23 protein-coding genes are annotated in these 25,974 nt (G+C 47.2%); 16 read left to right on the forward strand and 7 right to left on the reverse strand.

Annotated features, from left to right (window positions below; translation table 11 throughout):
- Positions 1-214: 214 nt before the first annotated feature.
- Positions 215-1,075 (reverse strand): alpha/beta fold hydrolase, encoded by an 861-nt coding sequence (locus ACJJII_RS15150; protein ID WP_444916761.1) that lies wholly within the window; start codon positions 1,073-1,075, stop codon positions 215-217.
- A gap of 205 nt (positions 1,076-1,280) precedes the next feature.
- Between ACJJII_RS15150 and ACJJII_RS15155 the strand changes: the two genes are divergently transcribed.
- Together ACJJII_RS15155 and ACJJII_RS15160 are read left to right on the forward strand one after the other, a co-directional pair.
- On the forward strand, positions 1,281-2,072 hold the full coding sequence (locus ACJJII_RS15155; RefSeq protein WP_444916762.1) for a nucleotidyltransferase domain-containing protein: 792 nt from the start codon (positions 1,281-1,283) through the stop codon (positions 2,070-2,072).
- A 169-nt stretch (positions 2,073-2,241) separates the two neighbouring features.
- Entirely contained in the window at positions 2,242-2,973 is a 732-nt protein-coding gene (locus ACJJII_RS15160; RefSeq protein ID WP_444916763.1) for a hypothetical protein, read from the forward strand.
- A gap of 69 nt (positions 2,974-3,042) precedes the next feature.
- Here ACJJII_RS15160 and ACJJII_RS15165 read toward each other — a convergent pair whose 3' ends face one another.
- Together ACJJII_RS15165 and ACJJII_RS15170 are read right to left on the reverse strand one after the other, a co-directional pair.
- Positions 3,043-3,252: a helix-turn-helix domain-containing protein gene (locus ACJJII_RS15165; RefSeq protein WP_444916764.1), complete on the reverse strand. Its 210-nt coding sequence runs from the start codon at positions 3,250-3,252 to the stop codon at positions 3,043-3,045.
- Position 3,253: 1 nt separating this feature from the next.
- Positions 3,254-3,763 (reverse strand): hypothetical protein, encoded by a 510-nt coding sequence (locus ACJJII_RS15170; protein WP_444916765.1) that lies wholly within the window; start codon positions 3,761-3,763, stop codon positions 3,254-3,256.
- 148 nt (positions 3,764-3,911) lie between these two features.
- Here ACJJII_RS15170 and ACJJII_RS15175 point away from each other — a divergent pair, with 148 nt between their 5' ends.
- Positions 3,912-5,978 carry an alpha/beta hydrolase family protein gene (locus ACJJII_RS15175; RefSeq protein WP_444916766.1) on the forward strand — a complete coding sequence of 689 codons (2,067 nt, stop codon included), beginning with the start codon at positions 3,912-3,914 and terminating at the stop codon, positions 5,976-5,978.
- Between the two features lie 136 nt (positions 5,979-6,114).
- Here the strand turns inward: ACJJII_RS15175 and ACJJII_RS15180 are convergent, their stop codons facing one another.
- Positions 6,115-6,603 (reverse strand): Lrp/AsnC family transcriptional regulator, encoded by a 489-nt coding sequence (locus ACJJII_RS15180; RefSeq protein ID WP_108732808.1) that lies wholly within the window; start codon positions 6,601-6,603, stop codon positions 6,115-6,117.
- Positions 6,604-7,248: 645 nt separating this feature from the next.
- Here ACJJII_RS15180 and ACJJII_RS15185 point away from each other — a divergent pair.
- On the forward strand, positions 7,249-10,761 hold the full coding sequence (locus tag ACJJII_RS15185) for an indolepyruvate ferredoxin oxidoreductase family protein (RefSeq protein ID WP_444916767.1): 3,513 nt from the start codon (positions 7,249-7,251) through the stop codon (positions 10,759-10,761).
- Between the two features lie 24 nt (positions 10,762-10,785).
- On the opposite strand, the gene ACJJII_RS15190 is transcribed toward ACJJII_RS15185, so the two are convergent.
- The gene (locus tag ACJJII_RS15190) at positions 10,786-11,457 is read right to left on the reverse strand and encodes a ChrR family anti-sigma-E factor (protein WP_444912747.1); all 672 of its coding nucleotides are present in this window, start codon (positions 11,455-11,457) and stop codon (positions 10,786-10,788) included.
- Positions 11,458-11,464: 7 nt separating this feature from the next.
- On the reverse strand, positions 11,465-12,079 hold the full coding sequence (locus ACJJII_RS15195; protein WP_444916768.1) for a sigma-70 family RNA polymerase sigma factor: 615 nt from the start codon (positions 12,077-12,079) through the stop codon (positions 11,465-11,467).
- A gap of 254 nt (positions 12,080-12,333) precedes the next feature.
- On the opposite strand from ACJJII_RS15195, the gene ACJJII_RS15200 reads away from it, so the two are divergent.
- The 12 genes from ACJJII_RS15200 (at position 12,334) to ACJJII_RS15255 (ending at position 23,636) form a co-directional block, all read left to right on the forward strand.
- Entirely contained in the window at positions 12,334-12,762 is a 429-nt protein-coding gene (locus tag ACJJII_RS15200) for a nuclear transport factor 2 family protein (RefSeq protein WP_444916769.1), read from the forward strand.
- On the forward strand, positions 12,763-13,542 hold the full coding sequence (locus ACJJII_RS15205; RefSeq protein WP_444905638.1) for an SDR family NAD(P)-dependent oxidoreductase: 780 nt from the start codon (positions 12,763-12,765) through the stop codon (positions 13,540-13,542). It begins immediately after the preceding gene.
- On the forward strand, positions 13,542-14,792 hold the full coding sequence (locus ACJJII_RS15210) for an NAD(P)/FAD-dependent oxidoreductase (protein ID WP_444916770.1): 1,251 nt from the start codon (positions 13,542-13,544) through the stop codon (positions 14,790-14,792). The genes ACJJII_RS15205 and ACJJII_RS15210 overlap by 1 nt, the downstream gene beginning before the upstream one ends.
- Positions 14,793-14,805: 13 nt before the next feature.
- Complete coding sequence (locus ACJJII_RS15215; protein WP_444916771.1) at positions 14,806-15,603, forward strand: DUF1365 domain-containing protein; 798 nt, start codon at positions 14,806-14,808, stop codon at positions 15,601-15,603.
- Complete coding sequence (locus tag ACJJII_RS15220; RefSeq protein ID WP_444916772.1) at positions 15,600-16,868, forward strand: class I SAM-dependent methyltransferase; 1,269 nt, start codon at positions 15,600-15,602, stop codon at positions 16,866-16,868. The genes ACJJII_RS15215 and ACJJII_RS15220 overlap by 4 nt, the downstream gene beginning before the upstream one ends.
- 137 nt (positions 16,869-17,005) lie before the next feature.
- Positions 17,006-17,521 carry a DUF2878 domain-containing protein gene (locus tag ACJJII_RS15225; protein WP_413665324.1) on the forward strand — a complete coding sequence of 172 codons (516 nt, stop codon included), beginning with the start codon at positions 17,006-17,008 and terminating at the stop codon, positions 17,519-17,521.
- A complete protein-coding gene (locus ACJJII_RS15230; RefSeq protein WP_444916773.1) occupies positions 17,514-18,248 on the forward strand; it encodes a hypothetical protein in 735 nt (244 codons plus the stop codon). The genes ACJJII_RS15225 and ACJJII_RS15230 overlap by 8 nt, the downstream gene beginning before the upstream one ends.
- 177 nt (positions 18,249-18,425) lie before the next feature.
- Positions 18,426-18,821 (forward strand): YMGG-like glycine zipper-containing protein, encoded by a 396-nt coding sequence (locus ACJJII_RS15235; RefSeq protein WP_413665326.1) that lies wholly within the window; start codon positions 18,426-18,428, stop codon positions 18,819-18,821.
- Positions 18,822-19,107: 286 nt separating this feature from the next.
- A complete protein-coding gene (ahr, locus tag ACJJII_RS15240) occupies positions 19,108-20,127 on the forward strand; it encodes an NADPH-dependent aldehyde reductase Ahr (RefSeq protein ID WP_444916774.1) in 1,020 nt (339 codons plus the stop codon).
- A gap of 761 nt (positions 20,128-20,888) precedes the next feature.
- Positions 20,889-21,914: an alpha/beta fold hydrolase gene (locus ACJJII_RS15245; RefSeq protein WP_444916775.1), complete on the forward strand. Its 1,026-nt coding sequence runs from the start codon at positions 20,889-20,891 to the stop codon at positions 21,912-21,914.
- A gap of 515 nt (positions 21,915-22,429) precedes the next feature.
- The gene (locus tag ACJJII_RS15250) at positions 22,430-23,002 is read left to right on the forward strand and encodes a sensor histidine kinase (RefSeq protein WP_444916776.1); all 573 of its coding nucleotides are present in this window, start codon (positions 22,430-22,432) and stop codon (positions 23,000-23,002) included.
- A gap of 13 nt (positions 23,003-23,015) precedes the next feature.
- A complete protein-coding gene (locus ACJJII_RS15255) occupies positions 23,016-23,636 on the forward strand; it encodes a response regulator (protein ID WP_444916777.1) in 621 nt (206 codons plus the stop codon).
- A 195-nt stretch (positions 23,637-23,831) separates the two neighbouring features.
- Here the strand turns inward: ACJJII_RS15255 and ACJJII_RS15260 are convergent, their stop codons facing one another.
- Positions 23,832-25,814, reverse strand: a complete 1,983-nt coding sequence (locus ACJJII_RS15260; protein WP_444916778.1) for an NHL repeat-containing protein — start codon at positions 25,812-25,814, stop codon at positions 23,832-23,834.
- Positions 25,815-25,974 lie beyond the last annotated feature (160 nt).

The raw sequence follows: 25,974 nt of genomic DNA on the forward strand, positions 1-25,974 counted from the left end.
TATCTAATTTGCAGCTAAAAAATTCTGACGCTCTTGGATGATGGTTTGTGAAAGTCGAGAGAACGATCTGTCGGTGCGAATCTTTTACCCTCAGAATAATATCGAGTTGAGAGGGTGTTGGAAAAGTATATGTATTCACTTGTTTTACGTGGAAAAGCATATAAACATGTAACTGTTCCCTAAATGGAGCAAAGCTTAAGGAAATATGCAGAAATTACTTGTCTTTGTTTGTCTCTGAGTTTTTTGGGGAGGAGGCTCTTACCCAACCTCTAACGAGCTTACAAAACCTTGAAGGGTCTTCAAGGGGCAGCATATGATTCGCTGAATCTACCTCTAGCGGAAGTGTGTTCGGAATCAGTGCACCAGCCGTGCAGGATACAATTTTAAATATCTGGCGAGTATCACTACCATAGGCTACAGAAACTGGAATAGAGATTTCTGTGAGGCTGTCAGGGTTTAGTGCTGGTTGTTCAGTTTGATTGAGCTGTAAGGGGAGAGTAAAGGCATTGTCTAATTGCTGTACGCGATATTTGAGAGGTTGCTGAGAAAAATAGCCAGCCCGGTTTCCTGAGCCATCAATCAATTGCTTTGTTGCTGTATCCAGATGGTTATCAGCGGTGGCTTTGAAAACCTCAGTAAACATTACTTTAGCATCGCATTGATAACCTGCCATGGCATCAGCACACAAGTATCCAGGATATCCTGGCTCATATAAGTAAAGGCTTTTGAATAATTGAGGGGCTTTTACTACAGCATTTAAGCTTACATCGGCACCATAAGACCAGCCTACAAGGTGAATGGGGCCAACATCCAGAGTTTCAATCAGTCTTATCAGGTCTTTTGTATGAGTATCAATACCAAAAGGTCCCTCCGAGCGGCTGTGTGGATTGCCGAAATGTCTTTGAGTGAATGAGATTACCTTAAATTCCTTTGATAGAATTTTGCAGTGTTCTTGCCACATGCGAGCATCGGCCAGTGCGCCATGCACAAATACAATGGGTTCGCCCTGTCCCTCCTGAGAATAAGAGATAGAATGGTTGTTTACAATGATAGAGTCTTTGGGATTTCCGTCCATGAAACCAGCCTCCTGGAAGCTATTTTTTAGCGGCTATCATAGTCTATTAGAAGTCTATTTTTAATATTTTCTAGTCCAGTTGTTAGGAGAGAGAGGCCGCTGCCCTAATGAGTCTTTGATGAAAGTGCAATTATAGGTCTCGTAAGAGTAATCAAGGAAGGTTTCGGGTATAGTTGATTTTTTTTGAAGTAGCGGGCAGGTATTTATGGAATCACTGATAAAAGACCGCTTGAAGTCACTGGAAGTAGAGCGAGATATTGAAATTATCTGTGCCTGTGAATCAGGAAGCCGCGCATGGGGGTTTGAATCTCCTGATAGTGACTGGGATGTAAGGTTTATCTATAAGTGTGATATTCAGCATTATCTTACTATAGGTACTCCCAGAGATGTCGTTGAGGTTCCTTTTGATAAGAAGCTTGGTGATGAGCTGGACTTGGTTGGCTGGGATATTAAGAAGACTTTAACTTTGATGAGGGCAAGTAACCCCACTTTAATCGAGTGGCTATTTTCGCCAAAAGTCTACTTTAGAAATGAAGATAGTTTGGAGTCATTGCAGGATTTGGCTTTAAAATGTTGGCAGCCGCGAGCATTAGCTCATCACTATGTCAGTATGGGGTTTAATAATTATTCCAGGTTTATTCGCGAGGATGACCGAGGCTTTAAAGAGATTAAGGTCAAGAAGTTACTTTATGTACTGCGTTCACTGCTTAATGCCCTGTATATAAAAGAGTTTACAAAAATTCCTCCTGTGGACTTTAGTCATATGTATAACGAGTTGTTGCCTCCCTCAGGAAATGAGTGGCTTCTGGATATTCTTTCCAGTTTGATTTTGAAAAAGAAGGAGCTTGAAGAGGACGATTTGATAGCCGTTGATGGCAAATTGGATGGCTGGATACAAGCAAATCTGGATAGATCTGGTGCCAACTCTATAGAGGAAAGGCCAAAGTTGGATCTTCCAGAATTTGACAGGCTTTTTCGTAAAGTGCTGGGTGTATAGCCTTTTAAATCGAGCGGATTGGAATTTTGTGCATAGGCGGTGCGCATAAAGTTTGGCGAGTAGCGGGAAGAGCAGTTGTGGGGATTAGCCTGAATAAACAGGTAACTATATAGCCACCTGTTACCTTGTGATAACGTTGTATCTCACCTAATTTCGAAAGGGATTTCTGATGAATGTGTGTACGAAAGTGCTACTACTGGCTGCCTTATTCGCTCTGGGTGGCTGTGCCTCATATACTACTCCAGGAGGCTCAGTACATCTGAGTGAGCTGGCGGATGCCGATATCAATGAATTGATGTCTAAAGAGCCAGCAACGCCATTCCCTGCAAATATCTCGATTGCCCGAGTTCAGGCTCCAGAGTACCAATCTTACCGGCTCAATAGCTTTGGTACAGGTCGCTACAGTGTTATTACGACTCGGGAGGTGGAGACCGAGGAGGATTTTCTTCGTTTGTCGCAGCTGCCGGCAGTATCGAATGTAGCGCCGCTCAATAAAATCCTACTGCCGACCAATCTGGACTCAGTACGGTCACTTCGGGAGGCTTCGGCCCGGCTAAAAGCTGATATTTTGTTGGTGTATACTTTTGATACGTCTTTCCATGCTGGTGAGCAGAAATTTGCTCCGCTCAATGTTATCTCTCTGGGGTTTTTAAAGAATAAAGAGGTAACGGTGACAACCACAGTCTCGGCAGCATTCTTCGATGTTCGCACAGAGTATCTGTTTGGTATTTCTGAAGCTACAGCAACAGACCGTAAGAGTGCGAGTGTTTGGAGCACATCAGATGCGGTTGATGATTTGCGTGTTGCAACAGAAAAAGCTGCGTTTCAGGATTTACTGCCGGAAATTGAGAAGACCTGGGCAGGTATCCTAGCTCAGTACGCGAATTCTACCTTGGAGTGAATGGCTTGCTTTGCCACTGAACAAGGTAAAACCTGTTGTTAGAGAGCCCATTGGGCTCTCGTAATAGTCTTACTCGTCTGGTTTAAACTCAAGAATATCGCCAGGCTGACACTCAAGTGCTTCACAGATTGCCGCCAAGGTATCAAACCTTACTCCCTTCACTTTGCCGCGCTTCAGTAGGGATAAGTTGGCTTCGGTGATTCCAATTCGCGCGGCCAGTGATTTCGAGCTGACTTTACGTTTAGCCAGCATAACGTCCAAATTGACAATAATTGCCATGCTAAACAAACTCTTTGTTTTCTTGGTCAATTTGTTTTGCGGCGCGCAAAATAAAGAAAATGCTGACTAGTACAAATAGGGTAAGTATCCTGCCGATATCAAACGGAAGATGTAAGGAGACCTCTTCGCTATGCATGTAGTAAATGTAACTAATCCAGGCTGATTCAATTGCCCGTAACGGAATAATGGCTCCATATAGGCATACCAACCACAGGTAACACCGGTCGCTCTCCTTATCAAAATAGTCACCTTTTGCATACTGGCCGAAGAGACGCCACAGCCAGTATATAAATAAACCAAAAAGCACAATTGTTGGCACTTGGCCAATTAGTAATAAAGGTCTGTATTGGTCATCCTGTGCCCATAGTTCTCGAAGAAAAGGATTGGCACTATTAAATAGGTACTTATCGAAAAGAAAAAAATTGATCAGCAAGATACCTACAGCGAGCAGCCCTATTGCTAGGACACTCCAGCGCAGGCGAGTACTCACCACCTGAATTTTATGGTTCATAAGTTCCCCCTTTTTTGAAGTCATAAGCATTATATCGTGATGTTTAATTTCTGCAATTCAGCTATAAATTATTGCTTTACAATAATTTATAGCTGTCTTACAGTATTTTTTACAGTCGACACTGACAGCTAACAAGGAGTTAAAGCATATGAAATTGCACATTCGTAACAGTTCAATAAAGAAGGCTATCTGTAGCTTGAGTTTTGCGATTGCATTTAGCGGTTGCAGTATGAATGCTTCCCAGGAAGAGGGGGCGACAAAAGTTAACGAGCAAGAGTTGATTTCTGTCGAGAGCCTCTTTAATGAGTCTGCTATCAAGGATGTTAATCTGTCATCAGATGGACAATGGTTAGCCTGGCTACAGCAGCATAATGGAGCGCCAAATATCTATGTGATGTCGGCTGATGGGGCAAGCAAAGATGCATTTGCGTTAACAGAGTTTGCAGATGGTGTAGATGCTTTTTTGTGGGATAAGCATCGGCTTGGTTTATTCGTTTTAAAAGATGTGGATGGGAATGAGCAACACCAGGTTTATCGACTGGACCTGAATGATGAAGGTAAAAGCTTAAACTTGATTGGCACCGAAAAATTAACCTCAAACGACTCTGCAAATTACATGGTTTTTGGGCAAGCTTCGGAAAAACAGGATTCACTGACGCTAATGGCCAATCATGATGACCCGAATAATTTGAAATTTTATCAGCTTAATACTGAGACGGGTGAACTAACATTTTTGATGGAAAATACTCATCGATTTAACGAAATTTTAATTGATGATGAAGGGTTTCCGGTTGCTGGTGTGCGACCCAATCCTGATACGTCAAAAGAACTATTTGTTCGTAAAGGCGACTCCTGGGAGGGGGCACTAAAGACGGAGCCGGGAGAAATACTATCTCTGTCGAGCTATAACTCAGAAATTGGCAGTCTGTATTTTGAATCAAGTTTTGGTGCAGCTGATACCTCTGGGGTAAAACAGTTAGATTTAACTTCAGGAAAAATAGCAGCCATTCACCAAGATCCCAATCAACGGTCAGACGTGTATAAAACTCTGTTCAATAAGGATGGTGAGCTCCAGCTGATTTCCTATTATTATGGTTATCGAGAAGACTATCCTGTTGATAAGAATTTCCAAAAGCACTGGCAAAATATCACCAGTAACTTTAGTCGTCGGGTGGAAATAGACGTTGTTTCCATGGATGAAGAAACTGGAGTTTGGTTGTTGGAAGTTGCCAGCGATATCGATCCTGGTGCGTTTTATAGATATCAGCAATCAGATCAGTCACTGGTACGTTTAATTGACAAAGATTCCCAGTTGGACCCTAAATTTTTGTCAGAAAAGCGCTCAATAACCTATACCGCGCGTGATGGTATTACTATTCAGGCATACCTCACTTTACCTAAAGGGAAGAGCAAGCAATTGCCGTTGGTTGTTCTGCCCCATGGCGGTCCTTGGTCGAGGGATTACTGGAAGCTCAACGATGGATTTATGACGCGTCTAGCACAGTTTTTAGTGAATCGCGGTTATGCGGTATTGCAGCCAAACTTCCGTGCCTCCACGGGTTTTGGTGAGACTTTTATCGCTCTGGGCAATCGCCAATGGGGAACAGGTGCGATGCAGCATGACTTGACCGATGGAGTAGAGTTCTTGATTGAGCAGGGAATTGCTGACAGCGATAGAGTAGCAATTATGGGGGGCTCATATGGAGGCTATGCGGCTTTGTCAGGACTAACATTTACGCCTGATACATATACTGCAGCAATATCGTTTGTTGGTCCCTCTAGCTTGATTACTTTGATTGAATCGTTTCCGGAGTATTATCGCCCCTTTATTTCCAATTGGTTTAAAGCGGTTGGAGATCCTTTGATTGAAAGTGATCGGGAGGAAATGCAAACTCGATCTCCGTTGAACTATACCGATCGAATCAAGGCACCTTTACTGCTGGTTCAAGGGGCTAATGATCCTCGTGTTACCCAGGTGGAGTCTGATCAAATCGCCAAAAAAATGTATGAAAACGGGTTGGAAGTTGAGTATATCTTGGCAAAAGATGAAGGGCATGGATTTAGCAAGCGCATTAACAAGTTGGCACTTTTAATAAAAACAGAAGACTTCCTGGCAGAACACTTAGGTGGGGAAGTGAGCCCATTGGTGTCGGATCAAGTTGCCACGCATCTGGCTGGTCTTGAAGTTGATATATCAAGCTTATCTGAGAAGTAATTCTTTTAGATAATTAATGGGGGCGGGTTGCTAATAGAGTTCCAATTAATTGGCTTAAGCAACCCGCACAATTTTGCGACGGCTAAAGGCAAGGTTGTGAATAGACGCCTGCAAGAATGCAGGCGTCAAAAGAGGCTCAGCCTTGGCTTTCCAGCAACTGGTCCAGCGGCAACTCAGTGCGGTAACGCACCTGCTTTAAAGAGAAGCTGCTTTTAATATGATCGATGCCTGGGAGCTCAGTGAGTTTTTTATCCAGGAATTCCTGATAAGCTTGCAAATTGGGTACAACAACGCGCAGCAGGTAGTCGAAATCACCGGTCATCAGGTAGCACTCCATCACTTCCGGCCATTGGCCGATAACCGATTCGAAGTCCTGTAACTCTTTTTTCACTTGGTGGTTAAGAGTAACCTGGATAAATACACTTACCGGCAACCCAACCTTTTCCGGTTCAAGCAGGGTAACTGCGCGTTTTATAAACCCTTGCTCGTTTAGATTTTTAACCCGCCGTGAACAGGGGGAGGGTGAGAGGCAGACTTTTTCTGCAAGCTCAATATTTGGAATGGTGGCATCCTGTTGAAGGATTTCCAGAATTTTCTTGTCGATGGCATCCAGTAAATAGGCCATGGTTATATTCCGTATCTCATCTCTCTGAACGTACGCCGGTATCGCCGGCTGCTAATCATCAACCTGCCAGTGAATCTTTGCTTCCCAGCGTTCTCCGGTAAATTGTGTGCATTGCGTACATGGTTTTTTTTGGTTTGTTATGGCAGTAGCTTCCTATACTGCGCATCTTTTGTGAGACCTTCTCGTTTTTTATTAATTTCCCGCTAATGGGTACGTTGCCCAACCGGTTGATACTGGTTAGCTGTAAACGGGCGGAAACTGATATCCCCTGATCAGTTCCAGGCTATGCCTCTCAAAAAGCTGAACCTTTGGCGCTTATTTAGTCACACAGAGTGTGAAGGCCAGAGGCGAGCACCATAAGAGGGCATGTCCTTTCCGTTGTATCCCCCAAAATACTTCATTTTGAGTGATTTGTTGCCAGTAGCTGGTCATCTTTAGCGAGTTATGGCGGCATTATGCCTGAGTTGGGCCAATTTTGGTATGACCTGCTCTGCCGGGCAGTGTTAATTTTAGCGCAATTAAACAGCTCTGGTCTGTTCTGCTGTAACTCGGGAGATGCCGCGAATATTTTCGCGACATGTTACTGGCGTCGAGAACTGGAGTGATGAAAGCAATAAAGCAATAAAGATAAAATAGGTGGTACCCATGGCAATGGTCGAAGGCGATCAGGAATTGGGCTTTGATAGCGAGTATTCGCTGAAAGCGGCTTTTACCCGTGAATCCGGCCGTGTATTCCTGACCGGAATTGACGCCCTGGTTCGTTTGCCCTTAATGCAAAAGCGCATGGATGAGCTGGCGGGCCTCAATACAGCTGGCTTTGTTTCCGGTTATCGCGGTTCCCCATTGGGCGGTTACGACCAGGCCCTGTGGCGGCACAAGAAGCTATTGGCCGAGCGGGAAATCCATTTTGAGCCGGGCATTAATGAAGACCTGGGGGCGACCAATATTTGGGGCACCCAGTTGCTGGATCACTATCGCCAGCAGGCAACGAAAGACGGCGTCTTTTCTATTTGGTATGGCAAGGGCCACGGTGTAGATCGCACCGCAGATGTTTTCCGCCAAGCCAATATTCAGGGCACCTCAAAACTGGGTGGTGTTTTGGCGTTGTGTGGGGATGACCACACTGCAGAATCCTCCATGTTTTCCCACAATACCGACCAGATTTTTGAGTCGGTAATGATGCCGCTGATATTTCCGTCCTCCATTGATGAGTACCTGACCCTGGGCCTCGCGGGCATTGCTTTATCCCGTTTTTCGGGCTTGTGGGTGGGTTTTAAGGCAATTACTGAAACTGTAGAGGCCGGTGCTTCCTTGATTGTGCCGGAGTTGCCCCAGTTTACAATTCCAGCTGACTTCCCAATCCCGCCACACGGCCTGAACTACGATCCCCACCTGAATTGGCCTGCCGAGCGCCTTGAGTACGAGCGCCGCATGCTGGAGGAGCGTTTGCCTGCAGCCAAGGCATTCGCCTATGCCAACCGCCTGGATAAAACCACCCACAGTGCGGAGCAAAAACGCTTCGGCATTGTAACGGTGGGTAAGGCCCACGGTGATTTGCTTGAAGCCTTGAAACTGCTCAACTTATCAGAGGCAGATCTGAACTCAGCAGGCATCTCCATCTATAAAGTGGCGATGTCCTGGCCGCTGGAGCCTAGGGGCATCGGCGAGTTCGCCAAGGGCATGGAGCGCTTGCTGGTAGTCGAGGAGAAGCGTCCTCTGGTGGAGGATCAGCTGAAAAACCTGCTCTACGGTTGGGAAGATAGTTATCGTCCGAAGGTAGTCGGCAAGAAAGACCTGGATGGCAAGGACCTGTTGCCAGCAGTGTGGGGCTTTGGTCCTGATCAGGTGGCCAAAGCCATTGCCCGCTGGCTGGTGGATACTGAACTGGCGGCACAGCTGATTCCCCTGGCAGAAAAACTGGGGGGCAATGTCGCTGCAAAGGTTCAGGGCTTGTTGGCTCGTGAACCCATTTTCTGTGCAGGTTGCCCTCATAACACTTCCACCAAATTGCCAGAAGGCAGTTTGGGGAGTGCCGGTATTGGCTGTCATATTATGGCTTTGGGCAAAGGCCTGCGCACCGATACCTATTCCCATATGGGAGGCGAGGGCGCCCAATGGGTGGGCCTGCACCGTTTCTCCAGCGCTGAGCATATTTTCCAGAATATGGGCGATGGAACTTACAACCACTCTGGGCTATTAGCCATTCGCCAGGCCGTGGCGAGCCAGGTGAATATCACCTACAAAATTCTTCTGAACGATGCGGTGGCCATGACCGGTGGCCAACCCGCCGATGGCGAAGTTAATGCTCCGTCCCTGGCTGCACAGTTGCTGGCCGAGGGAGTTGGTACCGTTATTCTTTTGACCGAGAACCCCGACCACTGGCGTGAACACCGTGGCCAACTGCCCACTGCCGTAGAAGTTCTTCCCCGCTCTGAGCTGGACGCCGTGCAGCGTCGTCTGCGGGAAACTGCCGGTGTGACGGCGATTATTTATGAGCAGGTCTGTGCGGCCGAGAAACGCCGCCGCCGCAAGAAAAAACAGATGGTCGACCCATCCCAGCGACTGTTAATCAACCACCGTGTCTGCGAAGGCTGTGGCGATTGCAGCGTGCAGTCCAGCTGTATTGCGGTGGAGCCGCTGGAAACCCCGTTGGGGCGCAAGCGTCAGATCAACCAGTCCAGCTGCAACAAGGATATGCGCTGTGCCGATGGTTTCTGCCCGAGCTTTGTCACTGTGGAAGGGGGAGAACTGAAAAAGCCCCCGGTGCAGTCCCTGGCGGATGCCTTGGACGTGGCTATTGCCGGATTACCTTCTGCGCCGGTCGCGACTCTGGCCCAGCCCCTCAGTATTTTGGTGGCCGGCATTGGTGGCAGTGGTGTACTTACCGTGGCGGCACTGCTGGGTATGGCGGCGCACCTGGAAGAGAAGGGCAGTACAACTTTGTACTTTACCGGACTCTCACAAAAAAATGGCGCCGTAGTGGCTCATGTGAAAGTGGGAGAAAACCCCGAGGCGATTACCACCGCTCGTATTCGCGATGGCGCGGCGCAGTTGTTACTGGGTTGCGATATGGTCACCGCCGCTGGCCAGCGAACCAAATTTGCCACCGGCGAAATGCGTGCCCTGGTAAATACTGCTGAAGTACCGGTAGCGGCCTTTGTTCGCGACAACGAGCTGGCATTCCCTGCCGATGCGACCCAACAGAGTATTGAGTCTCTGTGTGCGGAGTATTTTGCCTTTGATGCGAATAAATATGCCCAGGCACTGTTTGGCGATACCGTAGCCAGTAACTTGATGATTATGGGTTTTGCCTGCCAGAAAGGACTGCTGCCAATCGGTGAAGCGGCCCTGGAGCGGGCCATCGAACTCAATGGCGTGGCGGTAGAGAACAACCTGCGCGCTTTCCGCGCTGGCCGTTTGCTGGCGGAGAATCCTAAAGCGATCGAGCAATTGGCAGTGCCGGCCAAGCCGGTGAAATTGGTGGAGCCTGAGGAGTCGGTGGAGCAGTTGCTGGAGCGATTGGCAGCAGAGCTTCGCGACTATCAAAGCCCGGCCTATGCGGCAGAATTCCTTCGCCATATAGAGGCGCTGCGCAAAGCAGAATCCTCACTGCCAGCTGCTCGGGGCGATCTTACCCGTATGGGTGCGCGCAGCCTTTATAAAGCGATGGCTTATAAAGATGAGTACGAAGTGGCGCGCCTCTACACCGGTGAAGATTTCAAGCGACAGCTACGTGAGACATTCAGCGGCGACTACACCCTGAAATTCCATATGGCGCCGCCGCTTCTTGCTCGCCCCGATAGCAGTGGTCGCGTACGCAAAATGCAGTTTGGCCCCTGGATGGGCAAGCTGATGCCGCTGTTGGCTAAGGGTAAAGTGCTTCGCGGTACTGCACTGGATGTCTTCGGTTACACCCAGGAGCGCCGCGCTGAACGGCGCTGGGCCCAACAGGTGGCCAAAGCAGTTGATAGCGTGGCCGCGCATCTGTCCGGCGAAAACCTGTCAGAGGCACAAGAGCTGCTCGAAATCCCCCTTCAAGTGCGTGGCTATGGCCATGTGCGCGAGGAAAAATTCGCGGCGGTCAGCGATCGTTGGGATGAGCTTTCTGCAGTATTTGTGGATGGGGAGCAAGAGCCGACTTCTCTGGCGGCGTCCTAGACGCCGCAGCTCTTTTAATCGGTGTCAGCCCGGACGAAACGGGATAAGGCGGTTTAGCAACCAGCCGCTGACACCGGTAATCGCCACCGGTGCCTGTACCGCAGAGAAGCACAGGCACTCTTGATCTTCTGTGACCGTCGGGCGGTGCACGTCGCCGGGTTCCCGCAACAGAAAGTCCCCAGGACTATAAACACCATCGCTATCAGAGAAACTGCCGTACAAAACCAGGGTGAGTTCGTAGCCCCGGTGATCGTGCTCTGCTACTTTGCCGCCACAACTGAGGCGATGAAAGCTCACTTCATATTGATCCTGCCCGGTTTTTAGTCGACACATTTTCAGGGCGGGCGCGATAGTTTTCCACTTGATCGGGGGATTTTTTTCCAGCAGCTTGTGCACGACTGGCGGTGCACCCGCCAGCATGGGCTCCGTGGATTTGGATCTCTCGGGAGCCACTTGTTGCTCCGGTTCAGCGGCCTGATCAATACGTCCCATCAGGCGTTGGAAAGCCTCATCGTTTACGGCCTGTGGTGCACAGGACTCCAGAATGGAGCCACCCAGGGTGTTCATGGTTTGATATTGAGCGCGACACTCGGCACACATTTGTATATGGGCGGAAACGACCAGGCTGGCGCCTTTGGGCAGGCTGCCGGAAGCGTATTCAAGGAGTAAATTTTTATCGGGGTGGTGGCGAATCATACTAAACCTACTTGGCCAACCTCGCTTGTAACTTCTTTAGGGCCAGTCGCACGCGGGACTTTACCGTGCCCAATGGTAATTCCAGCTCCTTGGATATCTCACTGTGGGATTTTCCCTCCATATACGCCTTTTCCAAGACGTGGCTCTGTTCTGCCGGCAGGCTGTGCAGGCCGTCCGCAACTTCCTTTTCGTTGCGTCTTCTCTGTAGAAATATTAACGGTTGGTGTTCGGGGGTTTCATCCCAAACATCCATGGCTTCAATAATCTCGGTGTTTTGATGACGCCCGTTACGGCGCAACATGTCGATACGAGTGTTGCGCATAATGGTGAATATCCAGGTGCTGGCAGAAGCCTTACTGGCATCGAAGCTGGGGGCCTTACGCCAGACTTTAAACAGGGTTTCCTGAACTAGCTCATCGGCGGCTTCAGCGCTAATTGCCTGAGTGGTGCGGCTGTGATGGAAACCCTTAATTAGTGGGGCAAAGTGGTGAAAGAGCTGCTCAAAGGACTGGCGATCACGCTCCGCACCGACTCGCGTCAGCAGGGCACTCCAGTCCTGGTCCTCTCTTTGTGGCAGTTTCACCGGGCGTATTTCACTTTTTGCTTGGGGGCTATGCGCCATGTTAACGGTCTTTCTGTCGTTGTCGATACTCACGCAATCAAGCATGTCTGGAAATTAGAGTTGGGAGCTGTTGTGGTACATCCGTGTACCACATTCTGCAACAGACTCTCAGGGGGAGACTTCCAAGTTGTCTGATAACTACTTACGCAGAGAGGGCATAACTGGATCACTCTGGCCTACCTTTTATTGAGCGGTGATCCACCCGATGGGGTGTGGCGTATTTATCTGCAGCTAGAACAGTAAGGAATCCGATGATGAGCGCGTTGATTGAGGAGCTAGAGAAGTACTACAAAGACTTCCTGATGCAGGAAACTGGCAGCCTTGGATCACTATATAGCGACGATGTCATTTTTTGCGACCCGTTGCATCGGATAGAGGGATTGCCTGCTTTAAAGAGTTACTTTGCGGGAATGAGCAGGGGGCTTACCCAGTGCCGCTTCCAATTTGATGATCTGCCGGTGGTGGGCGAGGGCAGCGCCTGCCTTTCGTGGATCATGCACTACCGACACCAATCACTCAAAGGTGGACGCCCATTACAACTTCGTGGCTGTAGCCTGTTGCGTTACACCGATAAGATTCACTACCACGAGGACTTTTACGATATGGGCGCCATGGTCTACGAGCAGGTGCCGGTATTGGGCTCCTGCATAGGTTTTATCAAGTCGCGAATGGAGCGCAACTAAGTGTCCCAGGGGATTCGCGATAAAACCATCTGGATCACAGGTGCTAGCTCGGGTATTGGGCGCGCGCTTACATTGCGCCTGGTGGAACAGAATAATTTTGTGATTGCCAGCAGTCGCAGGCTCGATGCGCTGACGGAGTTACAGAACATAGCCCCCAGTCGCCTCAGGGTTTTGGACTGTGATCTTAGTGATGATGCGGTGATGCCGGGTGTTACTCGGCGATTAGCGGACTTTACAGATCACCTGGATATGGTGATTGCTTGCGCTGGTACCTGTGAATATGACGACGACCTTCAATTGGATGTCACCATGTACCGGCGGGTTTTTGATGGCAATTTCTTTGCCTTGGTGAATACCTTGAAATGTGCGCAGTTACTGTTAGCTGCAAGTCGATCTCCGGTATTTGCTGCGCTCGGCAGCCTCTCGTCAGTGGTACCTTTTCCCCGCGCCGAAGCGTATGGCAGTTCCAAAGCGGCGGTGGCCTATTTTCTGGAGTCGGTGCGCGCCGATACCAGCCTTACTCCACTTCGAGTGGTCCACATTCGCCCGGGGTTTGTCGACACCCGCCTTACCCAGCGCAATGACTTTGACATGCCTTTTTTAATGACTCCAGAGCAGGCCGCCGAGCGTATTGAACAGGGGCTCTGTGGTGTTGGGCATACAGTCGATTTTCCCAAACGGCTCAGTTGGCCTCTGCGGTTTCTGGGTTTTTTTAGCTCAATCTGGTTCCGTTTTTGCGTACCCAAAATGACAAGAATCCGCACACTAAGGAAGAATTGATGCGAATCGCTATTGTTGGCAGCGGCATTGCCGGTCTTACTGCCGCTTATCTATTGAATCGAAAGTACGATGTCACCCTGTTTGAAGCACAGGCGCGCCTGGGAGGGCATACCGCTACGGTTGATATTGACGAGAGGGGACGCCGGTTAGCAGTGGATACTGGCTTTATAGTTTACAACGACTGGACTTATCCGAATTTTATTCGCTTGCTTAAAGAGCTGGGAGTTCAATCCCAACCCACCTCCATGGGCTTTAGTGTGCGCTGCGATCAGGAGGGGTTTGAATATGCGGGTAACAATCTCAACAGCCTGTTTGCACAGCGCTCGAACATCGTCAGCGCTGGGCACTGGCGTATGCTCTGGGACATAGTGCGCTTTAACCGAAATGCCCTCCGCGACTGGCAGGAGGGGAGGCTGAGCGAGACATTGACCCTGGGTGAGTATCTACCTGCGAACGGTTACTCCGCGGAATTCGCCAATCGCTATTTGGTACCTATGGGCTCTGCTATCTGGTCTGCCAGTGTGGCGCAAATGCTGGAGTTTTCTGTCAGTTTCTTTGTCCGCTTCTTTGTTAATCACGGCCTGCTCAACCTGGTGCGTCGCCCGCAGTGGCGAGTGATTAAGGGCGGGTCGCGTGAATATATTGATCCGTTAATACAATCTTTCGCAGATAAAATTCGCTTATCTACGCCCATTGAGGCGGTGCAGCGCTGCAGGGAAGGTGTGAATGTTCGCACCGCAGCAGGGGAAAATTTGGAGTTTGATGCCGTTGTTTTCGCTTGCCACTCCGATCAGGCCCTTCAATGTTTGACCGACCCCAGCGGCAGTGAGCAAAAAATCCTGGGGGCTATACCCTATGCAAAAAATGCCGTGGTCCTGCATACAGACAGCACCTTGCTACCCCGTCACCGTCGCAGTTGGTCGAGTTGGAATTACCAATTGCGCAGTGAACAGGATGCACTGCCTGTTTTGACATACAACATGAATATACTTCAGGGCTTGAATACCGAGAAAACCTATTGTGTCACCCTGAATGCCGAAGAGCGTATCGATCCCAAGTCTGTGCTCGGTCGTTTTGAGTACGCCCATCCCCAGTTCTCTGTGGCCGGAACACGAGCGCAACAGCAGTGGGATAGTATTAATGGTGTTAACCGCACCTGGTTCTGCGGTGCTTATTGGGCAAATGGATTTCATGAAGACGGTGTAACGAGTGCGTTGCGAGTGGCTCGGGGGTTGGGTGTTGACTGGTAAGGAGGCCGGTATCATGGAAAGTGCGATTTATACCGGGTGGTTGGAGCACCGGCGCTTTGCGCCCAGAGCTCATCAGTTTCGCTATCAGGTTTTTATGATGTACGTCGATCTGGCAGAGGTGGAAGCCATTTGTCAGCTCTCACCTCTTTGGTCCTCCCAGCGGCGAGCACCTGCGAGATTTTGTCGCAGTGATTTTTTTGGCGATGAATCCCTCAGTCTTGATGAGGCGGTTCGACAGCGGGTGGAGGAGAAAGCGGGAGAGCAGCCTGCGGGACCTATTCGTTTGCTGGCCAATTGGCGCTACTTTGGCTACAACATGAATCCACTCAGTGTTTACTATTGTTTCGATGCTGAGGGCCAGAATGTGGATTGGTTGCTCCTGGATGTACACAACACACCCTGGAAAGAGCGTCACAGCTATGTTTTGGATTGCCGTAATAATACCAAGTTGCAAAAAGCGACCTTCGCAAAAACATTTCATGTCTCGCCTTTTATGCCCATGGCCCAAGGGTATCGATGGAGAGGGACAAAACCTGGAGAAAAGCTGACAGCCTACCTGCAAAATTTTGATGCGAGTGCCGATGATACAGAAGATGGCACTCGCCCAATGTTTGATGCAACCCTGAGTTTACAGCGCTGCGAAATTAGCGGCCGATCGCTTAATTCAATATTGATCCAGTACCCCTTGATGACCGTAAAAGTTATAGCCGCCATTTATTGGCAGGCACTGAAATTATGGGTCAAGCGTATCCCGGTATTTTCGCATCCTCGCGACGACGCCGAGGTTCAGGCAGGAGATAAACAACTATGAGAGCAGTTCAGGAAGTTGATCAGGCTTCGTCGTCAAAATCAGAAGTATCGGCACAGTCCTGGCTCGTTCGCCTGGCCCGCAAGCTGGTGTTGGAAAAACTCAAGGGTATTGATCGTGGCCACTTGCTAATCGAAGAGGGGGAGCAGTGTTACCACTTTGGCCAGAGACCAGAAGAAGCAGAGATCTCGGCACATATTTGCGTACATGATCCATCCAGCTATATACAGGTGCTATTAAACGGAACCATTGGTTCTGGAGAAGCCTTTATGCAGGGCGCCTGGACCTCAACCAATACCGTGGACCTGATTCGCCTGATGGTGGACAACATGGAATTGGTGGAAGGTATCGATAGTCGTTGGAGCTATTTACCCCGATTAGGTTTGCGCTGGTTACATCAATTAAATGCGAATAACCGCAATGGCTCACGCAAGAATATTTCTGCACACTATGACCTGGGCAATGAATTTTTCCGGTTATTTTTAGACAGGACCATGCTGTATTCATCTGCGGTCTACCCGTCTGAAAATGCAACCCTGTTTGAAGCCTCTAATCACAAACTGGAACTGATCTGCCGAAAGCTAAAGTTAAAACCCTCCGATCACCTCCTTGAGATTGGTACTGGGTGGGGGGGGATGGCCATTCATGCTGCCAAGTACTATGGCTGTAAAGTAACAACTACTACAATTTCCCAAGAGCAATATGACTATGCCCGTCAATGGGTGAAGCACGAAGGGTTAGAGGATCAGATAACTCTTTTATTACAAGACTATCGGGACCTGCGAGGTAAGTACGATAAAATTGTATCGATTGAAATGGTGGAGGCAGTAGGGCACGAATTTCACAAGACCTTCTTCGCTGGTTGTAGCGAATTACTCAAAGAAGATGGCTTGATGGTGATGCAGGCAATCACCATTCGCGACCAGCGCTACCACGAGTATCGTAAAGAGGTCGACTTTATCCAGCGATATATCTTCCCCGGTGGCTGCCTGCCATCTAATCAGGTTATCGCGGACCATATTGCCAATTCAACAGATATGCAGATTGTTGGACTTGAAGACATCACCGCCCATTACGCCCGCACATTAAGTGACTGGCGCAAAGCATTTCTTGAGCGAATTTCCAAAGTGCGCGAGTTAGGTTTTGATGAGCGCTTTATCCGTATGTGGGAATTCTATTTATGCTATTGCGAAGGGGGATTTTTGCAACGAGTGATTGGTACCGCCCAATTTGTGTTCGCCAAACCTCGGTTTTTGGGCAGTTTCTAAACTCTCTCAAGTTAATCTTGTGAAGTGTTTGCCTTTCAGAATGGCTCAGGATCAAGGCGTGATTTCAGGGAATTGTTTAAACCTTTTAAGAGTTTGCAATCCAAGGATATTACGGAATCAACCAGAGGCTCTCCTGCATGTGGCGTTTTGTCGCTAATGCCTTACTTTTCGATATCGCCTGGCCACTGTGCGTCATAGTGGCCAAGGTGTGGTTGGTGGTTCCCTTTACTCTGGTGAACCTCTTTGTACATTTACGCTATATCGCCAATTTGCCCAGGGAACCGCTTTGGTTGGCGGGGGTGTTTATCTTTGGAGTGTCTATAGACTCTATCTTGTTTCATTTGGGGGTGATGCGAAATGACAGCGGCTCCTCCTGGCCTCCCTTATGGCTGATCTGCCTGTGGTTGAACTTTGCCATGACCTTACGATACAGTTTGGTTTTCTTACAGAAAAATCTATGGCTGGCGGTAATCCTGGGTGGTTTTTTTGGACCGTTTAGTTACTTTACCGGTGCATTCCTAAATGGCACTGTGGAATTGCACAGGCCCTTGTGGCAATCCCTGGGAACACTAAGTGTAATTTGGGCCTGCATCCTGCCGTTGTTTGCCTATTTGGCAAGAAAGATTTGTCAAAAAGAGGTGAGCAATGCTTGAATTTATTGCGATGTCGGCTATTGCCGGAAATAACTGTCACTATGAAGGGCCTTTCCTGGTCAAAGGTTTGGCCTATGATCCGGATAATCAACAGTTACAGTACTGCGAATATTATACTTCGCAAGATAATGGCGAAATAACTGTTTTCTACTATGCACCCCAGGGTGATTTGATAGCAGAGAAAACTCTTCGAGAGCGAAGTGGCCCCGCAGCTGGTCGCAGTGCCTTACCTAGCGTCACTCAAATAGATCGGAGGCACGGCGAAGTCCGTGAAGTCCTTTGGGATGACGGCCAGTGGATGATGCGCTATAGAGCCAACGAGGACGAAGCCTGGAAAGTAAGTTTGCGAGAGGCACGAAGTGTTGATGTAGTTGATGCAGGCTTTGATACTTATGTGCGTGACCACTGGGACTTATTGTCTTCAGGAAAAACTCTTAAATTCAATTTTGCTTCGCCACTGCATGGTCGATCGATAATGCTGCGCGCTAGGGCAGTATCCTGTAATCAAGCGGCAGGTGAAAATACTTGTATACGAGTAGATATTGCCCAGCCTCTTATCCGCCTTTTCGTAGAGGACTTAAATCTCACTTACGATACAGAGAGTCGGCGATTAAAGAGTTTTAAGGGCATAGTAAATATCCTCGATCCACAAGCGAAATCTCAAGAATTAGAAGTGTTTTACCAATATTCAATTCTGCCTACAGGAACCCAACCTGCAGATCCATAGATAAAAGGCGCCCTCCACTAATAGCTACAACACTATTTACGCCTGTTGGATTTGTTGCCCAGCGGGTCATTCATTTTTAGGCGCCAGACTGGCGTCAAGTTCTACCAGCAGCTAAACCTAAAGAAGAAAAGCGTGACAAGCTCACTATCCTGTGGCGAAAGCGATATGGGGTGTTTGATGAAGACTGCTATTTCTGTAACTGCTGGAATTATGATGTCGCTGCTTTACGGTTGTGCGAATCAGCCAGAGCAGGTTCCCGGTGCCGGTGGAATCGTTATCGATACCTGGGGCGTTAACATGAATCAATATCAAGCGGACCTTGCAGAGTGCAAGGGAATCGCTTACTCCACGTACAGTGACCAAGGGCGGAGAACAGCTGCCGGTGCTGCGGGTGGTGCTGTAGTAGGTGGTGCGCTCGGTGCAATAGTCGGTGACAGCGGGCGTGCTGCGGTAGCCGGAGCCGGTGCCGGCGCGCTTGTTGGGGGCTTGTCAGGGGCGGGTAGTGCGAGCTCTGAGGCAACCTACATCATCAAGAATTGTCTGGTTGGTCGCGGATATCGAGTGTTGAATTGATCTTCTGAGTAAAACTGCGGTCCAATTTCTCATCAGTCCTCTGCTATTCAGCAACCTCACAGGACTTGGCACTGGCCGGGGGAAGTACCCCCGGCCTTTTTTCTATTTTACAGCTTTAATTTCAATCTTTTACTTTCTCCCGGTTAACACTTTTAATTTCTGTGCTAGATAGTAGGGCCACTAGTTTCTAGAAAATAAAATTGTAAGGGTGCAATAAAGTCTACAGCTGAATGGCGTCTAAACTTTTAAGGTCATTTGTGATTTCCTTTTCTTCAAGGAGCCCGCCATGTCTACTGCATCAACTATTAATGCCTATGCAGTCTTAGAGGCCGGCGGTCCATTTAAGACCTACCAAATTGCAGCAGGAGAGTTGGGTGCAACAGAGGTTGAACTGGAAATCATGTACTGTGGCATCTGTCATAGTGACTTGAGCATGATTGAAAATGAATGGGGTATTGGACAGTACCCTATGGTTGCCGGTCACGAAGTCATTGGCCGTGTCACCGCGATGGGGGAGCAAGTAGCTCATCTTAAAAAGGGCACGGTGGTTGGGTTGGGGTGGAATTCAGGCTACTGTGAAACATGCCATACTTGCCGAATTGGTGACCTCAACTTATGTAGAGAGGCAAAGTTCACCATACTCACCAATGGAGGCTTTGCCGATAAAGCCAGGGCAGATATGAGTAGTCTGGTTGTTATCCCTGATGGTGTGGATTATGCATCGGCCGGCCCCCTTTTATGTGCGGGTATTACCGTATTCAATCCATTGGTCCAATTTGATATCAAACCCACTGACAAAGTGGCTGTGATTGGTATTGGTGGCTTGGGCCATCTTGCCTTAAAGTTTCTCCATGCTTGGGGATGTGAAGTTACCGCGTTTACTTCCAGCGAGGAAAAACGTAAAGAAGCCTTAGCTCTCGGGGCTCATAAAACACTGAACTCCCGTGATCCCGCAGAGATTCAAGCGGCGGCAATGAGCTTTGATTTTATTCTGTCGACTGTGAATGTCAGTCTTGATTGGGATCTGTATATCCAGGCTCTGAAACCTAAAGGGCGCTTACACTTTGTTGGAGCTGTAACTAACCCAATACAATTTACTCTATTTCCCTTGTTATTTGGGCAGCGCTCAATTTCAGCATCTCCAGTCGGCAGTCCTGGTACCATCGAAACCATGCTTGAGTTTGTGGCGCATCATAAGATCAAACCTGAGATAGAGATTTTCCCAATGAGTCAGATAGAGGCGGCTTTTGAACATTTGAAATCAGGAAAGGCTAAGTATCGGATTGTTTTGTCGCAGGAAGGGTAGAGGGCTATTGTGTTCAGACCACGATGTCAAAGAAAAGAGCGTCCAAAGTTCTATTGTTTTAAGTCCTAAGCAAGTATCCTCAAACCTAGATAGAAATAGATACAAGTAACAATAACAATCCAAATGCTAGGAAGCAGCGTCCATAAAAAACATAGCGGCAACAAGTGCGAGTTAAGAAGGAGTCTTCCAGCTTCAAATATTCTTTTTCTCTAATAAACTTATCAAAAAGTTTGTGTTTCTTGATCTCATTGATGTCAAAGGACTCAGACATGAGAAGTTGTTTGTACGTGCCCTCGTGTTCAAATTTTAGGTGTTTTTTTACTGATGCTCTATATAAAAAAGTTTTCGCAGCAAAAAATAAAAATAAGATCGTGAGGGATACAAGTAAAGCAGCTTCGTACATTATTGGCACCATTTGATCTTGTAGATGTTAGATCATGAGTAGAAGCTATCATCTTTAAGCGATTTTAGACAAGTTTGTTTACCTTTAAGCTTCTGTTGAGCGATCGCTAGAAGCGATGAGCTGCAGGTAACCTTACACTTAGGGTTTCGCCCTTAGACGCCCGTGCTGGAGGCTTAACTCTAATACATGTACATTTACTGTCTAGCAGTTGTGGCTAGACTGTTTAATCATCAACAAAAGATGACAAATGTCATATAAATTTGATGACAGAAATGACTTATCCAATTTCCGCTATTGCCTGATATTACATATAAATATTATTTCTGCACCAGTGTTACGGTGTTTATGGAGGCTTACATTGATCAAGAAAGTTTTTTTAATCATTGGCACGATAGTATTCCTTCTGGTGTTAGTCTGTACTATTTGGGTCCTTACAACGCCCCCGCTACCCAAGGATATCCAGAAACAGCTAGATCTGAGTCTTGAGAAACCACTACCTGAACTGATCTCAGGTCAGAGCGGATATGTTCGCTCAGGGAGCCTTAAAATTTGGTATCAGCTTAAAAGCCCAGAGGGGATACCTGTTCGTGGCACTGTGTTACTGATAAACGGTATGGGCTCTTCTTCTCTGTATTGGCCATCTGAAGTCTATGAGCCACTCTTAGCTGCTGGCTATCAAGTACTACTCACCGATCATCGTGGCTGCGGTGCCTCGAGTTGGGTTACCAACTGGACTAAGGAGACAGCGTACGACCTTTCCGACATGATGCGCGATAACCTTGCAGTTATGGACTCCCTGGGGATTAAGCAAATTCATGTTATGGGCGCCTCAATGGGAGGGATGATTGCGCAAGAAATGGCCCTGCAATTTCCCAATCGCTTGAAAAGCCTTACTTCAATCATGTCCTCAGGTTTTCTCGACGACCCCGAGTTACCCCAGGGAAAAACCTTCAGATACAATATGCTTCGGCTATTTCTTCGCTATGGACTCAGTGGCTCCGATGAGGGTATGGCTAAGTTGATGGTAAGTACTTATCACAGTCTTCAGGGGCAGGGAGGCTTTGATGTTGAACATATTGCACGCACTACTCTCTACGAACTACGTCATAGGCAAGGATTTGATCATAATCTGCCAGTTCAGCAATTTACAGCAATCTCTCTTTCTGGCTCGAGATTAGAGCGATTGGAGGGCTTGGAGGTCCCCACTATGGTTATCCATGGTGATAGAGATCCCCTGTTAAGTATTGCTCAAGCCAAAAAGTATGCAGCTCGCATTCCTGGTGCTAAAACGTTGTGGGTAGAAGGTATGGGCCATGCCATGGCACCTGTATATGTGAAAGAATGGATGGAGTATGAAGTACAATTTTTGGAAGCTAATAACTAATGTCGGCATATCACTATTTACAAAGGTTCTATAGTTTCCCCGAGAATCTGAGAGGTGCTCTGAACTTAGTACCTTATTTTCAGATCCTTATATACTTGCCCTTTATTTTTCATACTTTTAGTGAAGTTGCTTTTGGGGTGGTAGTAATTTGCCACTTGCTTCTCTTTCCCTTGTTCTTCCTCGTATTTTGGTGTAAAGGAACCAAAGTTACTGGTATTGTCTTGGTATTAAACCTCTTAGGTGTTATCACTTCTTTCTATTCACTTGCCGGTATCGGTTTCTTTGCCTTTGCAGCTGCAGCTTGCTCAGCGTACAGGCAACTCTATGCATCCATTATTTTACTGTTTGTTGTTACTTTTTCTTATTTGAGTACTGCCTACTTAACTGGACAATCACTATATGCTGTTTTGACGGGACTATTTTTTACAGCTATCAACGGCCTGAACTTTCTATTTCAACTGAGAAAGTACTTATCTAACCTGGTTATTAAACAAAGCCAAAAGGAAATTTCCTCTATGGCAAAGACTTCTGAGCGTAAGCGTATTGCGCAAGATTTGCACGATTCCCTCGGTCAGAGTCTCACGAGTATCACTTTAAAGGCGGAGCTTGCCGAAAGGCTTCTCGAAGTTGATCCAGCAACGGCACTGCAGCATATTCTTGATATTAAAAAAATCTCCAGAACAGCGATTACCGAGGTTCGAGAAACTGTATCGAATTATAAAATCAGTACACTGGCGAATGAGCTGGCGAGTTCAAAGTTTGCGCTGGAATCAGTGAATATTACCTGTATACATCATATCGAGGCCACAGAAATACCCCTTCAGGTTGACAATACATTGGCAATGACTATTCGCGAAGCCACCACGAATATTCTACGACACAGCCAAGCGAGTATGTGTGAAGTTTCGCTGTGGCTTGATAAGCAACTACTTTCTCTACATGTTTGTGATAATGGAAAGGCTGTGGGAAAGGTATCTATGGGGCATGGCCTCAGTGGTATGAGCGATCGCTGGAACCAGCTTGGAGGCAGTTTGAAAATACAATTCCAGGGTGGTTGTCATATCTACGCCACAATTCCCCTCAAATAAGTAGTTGTATGAAATGATGATTAAAGTGCTTTTAGTTGAAGATCAAGCGATGGTGCTCGGTGCATTGAGAGCATTACTTGACTTGGAGAAAGATATTCGGACCGTCGCAACTGCTAGTAATGGGCGAGAGGCCCTTGAGATTTGCGATAATTGCAGCCCGGATTTGGTAGTTAGTGATATAGAAATGCCTGGGATGACAGGTCTTGAACTCGCAGAGCAATTACAGCGCCTTATAAATCCTCCCAAGGTTGTGATGCTGACAACTTTTTCAAGGAGTGGCTATATTCGTCGCGCACTCAATGCAGGGGTTAACGGCTACCTTCTTAAAGATGCTCCGCCGAGCCAGCTTGCAAGCTGTATCCGTCAAGTTTCAGCAGGTAAAACCGTGGTAGCTCCTGAATTAGTGCAGCAAGCACTCAAATGTGGGGACAATCCACTCTCCACTAAAGAGCAGAAGATTCTCCAGCTCGCATATACTGGGAAAACTACTGAGGAAATTGCACGAGAAATTTCACTCTCCCCGGGTACCATTCGAAATTATATCCACAGCAGCTGCCAAAAATTGAATGTCAGTAATAGAGTTGAAGCGGCACGCTTGGCTCAAAACTATGGTTGGATAGAGCCTGTTGAATAAATAAAAGTCGATTGTTTCGCTAGTATAAAATAGGGGTTGGTAAGGGTTTGGGTTGGTTTTTTGTGTTTTGTTTTTTTTCTAGATCGTATATATGTTTAAGGTACTCATATAAGTAGAGTTAGCTTTTAAAGTATAAGTTGAAAAATGGCCGCACATATTCTTTGCGAATTATACAGCCATTTGTCAAGCGATGTTTTATCGAGATTTAAAGATCAGAATTCGATGATTGCCAGAATCAGTAACAAATAAGTGGTTTTTATATCCAAAAATTCCTGTTGGCTCCTTTAAAGTCGAAGCAGTAGGTGATTCAGGTTCATCAGGATAGCTAATACCGTTTTGGTTGGCATCATTTGGCTTGAAGCTTACAAAGTCAGCTTGTCCAAGCACTGTGTCTGCTGGGACAAAATTGCTTGTTGGCCAATTATTCCAGACTAAAACTCTATTGTTCTTCGCGTCGGCAACAAAGAGTTGAATGCCATTTGACCAGATACCAGTTTCTGGGCGATTTAGGGTCTTACTATTTACAGGCCATTCAATACCGTCCACATCGGGTAGTTCAATATTTCTTTCGCTGAATGAGGGTTGTCCGAGAACAACATCAGCAGGGGCAAAACTGCTGGTAGGAAAATCATTCCAAAGAAGAATTCGGTTATTTCCACTGTCAATAATGGCCAGCTTTTCTCCGTCACTCCAAACATCTGTTGGAGTGTATAGGGTGTTTGCTGATAGTTGATATGATATGCCACTTTGGTCTACATCGTTTGGATCACAGTTTTCTAACCCTGACTGACCAACAAGGAGATCCGGGGAGGCATAACTATTTTTAGGAATTTGGCTCCATATTAACACCCTGGAATTGGCTGCATCAGTAACCATTATTTTGCTATCAGCAACGGTGGCTCCCCAGTTTATCCAAAGTGCCAGGCTTTTACAGGGGGAGATGTCATAATCTCCAATATTTAAAGTCAGTGTAGGCGCTGCTCCTGCTCCGGATACCACACTATCGTAAATAGAAATATGCCTTTCCCGGTATTGAGAAATTAGCAGGTGTTCTCCGTCAAAACTAATATCCGAGGGACCGAATAATTCCTGTTCCGGATTTGATAAAGCCAAAGTGTCCAGTCCGTCCTTGCCTATTACTGCATTTGCAGGTGAGCCATTTGTAATAGGAATTGAATTAAAAACTAAGACGCGATTGGACGAAGTATCTGATATAAATAGTTTCCCCTCATCATCGATACTGACATCACCGGATGGCTGAAAGGCAAAATTTTTAGCATTTATTCCCAAATCTGTGCTGGAGAAGTTATCTTGCCCTATAACGACCTGTGCGGGGTCAAAATTCTCAAAGTAAAAGGGAACAGTAAAGCTATTCTCATAAGTGATCAATGGAATCCCTACAAGATCGTCTATATCAATCTGAATGCTACGATCTTGAGCTGATTTCCAGCCATCTACAGGACTAATCGTTAAGGTATCATTGGGTATATTTGTTTTTGACCAGTTGATTGTATAGTCATCTTCTACGAGAGTACCAGATAGGGCAAGGCTCTCGATATCCATGGTCTCAGAGAAGAGGACATTGATCGTGTCATCTTTCTCCAGGCGAGTGATATCTGGCTCGAAGCTAGTAATGGAAGGGGAGAGCGTATCAATATAGTAGGTGGCAGTTAGCGCTTCGATATCATAGCCGGAATCATCTGTGGCGTTAACTGTTAGGGAGTAGTTCGAAGAGTTGGTCCAGTCTCCCCTGGGATGCAATATAAGCGTATCTTCATCGAGTTGAGAAAGTTCACCGGCCTCTCCCATGCTCCCAGATATAACAATGTTGTCGATCAGAATGGCTTTGCTAAAATCTAAATAGATTTCCTTATCTTTACCAATGGTACTGCCGCTTAAAGGCGTAAAGCTAACTGTGAAGCGCGAGCTACCAACATCGGGGTCGTCCGTTGGAGGTGTAGTGGTATCTCCATCTCCATCTCCATCTCCATCTCCATCTCCAGATCCACTCCCGGAACCATTTCCTGTCCCATTTCCGGAGCCACTCCCACCTCCACTAACCGGTCCGCTTCCAGAATTACTGTTCGCTGACTTGTCACTTCCAGAACCACCTCCGCATCCAGAGAGCAGAGCAGTAACTGCAAGGCATATAATTAATTTTTGAGAATTCACTTTCATACATACTTCCCCATTAACAACAAAGGTTAACCTTCTAGCATTTAAAGTAATGTTTTCGCTAGAAAAGTGATTCTAAATTTTCTATGTGAATATTGCCTGAATAAGAAGGTTAAGACTTTTCTAAAAAATACACAGAGATACTTAAAATATTCTACCGAGA

The organism is Microbulbifer maximicatervae (SeqCode) (assembly GCF_052467825.1).

Coding starts and splice junctions, on each gene's coding strand:
- ACJJII_RS15150 (WP_444916761.1), bottom strand. CDS start 1,075: ATGGACGGAAATCCCAAAGACTCTATCATTGTAAACAACCATTCTATC.
- ACJJII_RS15155 (WP_444916762.1), top strand. CDS start 1,281: ATGGAATCACTGATAAAAGACCGCTTGAAGTCACTGGAAGTAGAGCGA.
- ACJJII_RS15160 (WP_444916763.1), top strand. CDS start 2,242: ATGAATGTGTGTACGAAAGTGCTACTACTGGCTGCCTTATTCGCTCTG.
- ACJJII_RS15165 (WP_444916764.1), bottom strand. CDS start 3,252: ATGGCAATTATTGTCAATTTGGACGTTATGCTGGCTAAACGTAAAGTC.
- ACJJII_RS15170 (WP_444916765.1), bottom strand. CDS start 3,763: ATGAACCATAAAATTCAGGTGGTGAGTACTCGCCTGCGCTGGAGTGTC.
- ACJJII_RS15175 (WP_444916766.1), top strand. CDS start 3,912: ATGAAATTGCACATTCGTAACAGTTCAATAAAGAAGGCTATCTGTAGC.
- ACJJII_RS15180 (WP_108732808.1), bottom strand. CDS start 6,603: ATGGCCTATTTACTGGATGCCATCGACAAGAAAATTCTGGAAATCCTT.
- ACJJII_RS15185 (WP_444916767.1), top strand. CDS start 7,249: ATGGCAATGGTCGAAGGCGATCAGGAATTGGGCTTTGATAGCGAGTAT.
- ACJJII_RS15190 (WP_444912747.1), bottom strand. CDS start 11,457: ATGATTCGCCACCACCCCGATAAAAATTTACTCCTTGAATACGCTTCC.
- ACJJII_RS15195 (WP_444916768.1), bottom strand. CDS start 12,079: ATGGCGCATAGCCCCCAAGCAAAAAGTGAAATACGCCCGGTGAAACTG.
- ACJJII_RS15200 (WP_444916769.1), top strand. CDS start 12,334: ATGAGCGCGTTGATTGAGGAGCTAGAGAAGTACTACAAAGACTTCCTG.
- ACJJII_RS15210 (WP_444916770.1), top strand. CDS start 13,542: ATGCGAATCGCTATTGTTGGCAGCGGCATTGCCGGTCTTACTGCCGCT.
- ACJJII_RS15215 (WP_444916771.1), top strand. CDS start 14,806: ATGGAAAGTGCGATTTATACCGGGTGGTTGGAGCACCGGCGCTTTGCG.
- ACJJII_RS15220 (WP_444916772.1), top strand. CDS start 15,600: ATGAGAGCAGTTCAGGAAGTTGATCAGGCTTCGTCGTCAAAATCAGAA.
- ACJJII_RS15225 (WP_413665324.1), top strand. CDS start 17,006: ATGTGGCGTTTTGTCGCTAATGCCTTACTTTTCGATATCGCCTGGCCA.
- ACJJII_RS15230 (WP_444916773.1), top strand. CDS start 17,514: ATGCTTGAATTTATTGCGATGTCGGCTATTGCCGGAAATAACTGTCAC.
- ACJJII_RS15235 (WP_413665326.1), top strand. CDS start 18,426: ATGAAGACTGCTATTTCTGTAACTGCTGGAATTATGATGTCGCTGCTT.
- ahr (WP_444916774.1), top strand. CDS start 19,108: ATGTCTACTGCATCAACTATTAATGCCTATGCAGTCTTAGAGGCCGGC.
- ACJJII_RS15250 (WP_444916776.1), top strand. CDS start 22,430: ATGGCAAAGACTTCTGAGCGTAAGCGTATTGCGCAAGATTTGCACGAT.
- ACJJII_RS15255 (WP_444916777.1), top strand. CDS start 23,016: ATGATGATTAAAGTGCTTTTAGTTGAAGATCAAGCGATGGTGCTCGGT.
- ACJJII_RS15260 (WP_444916778.1), bottom strand. CDS start 25,814: ATGAAAGTGAATTCTCAAAAATTAATTATATGCCTTGCAGTTACTGCT.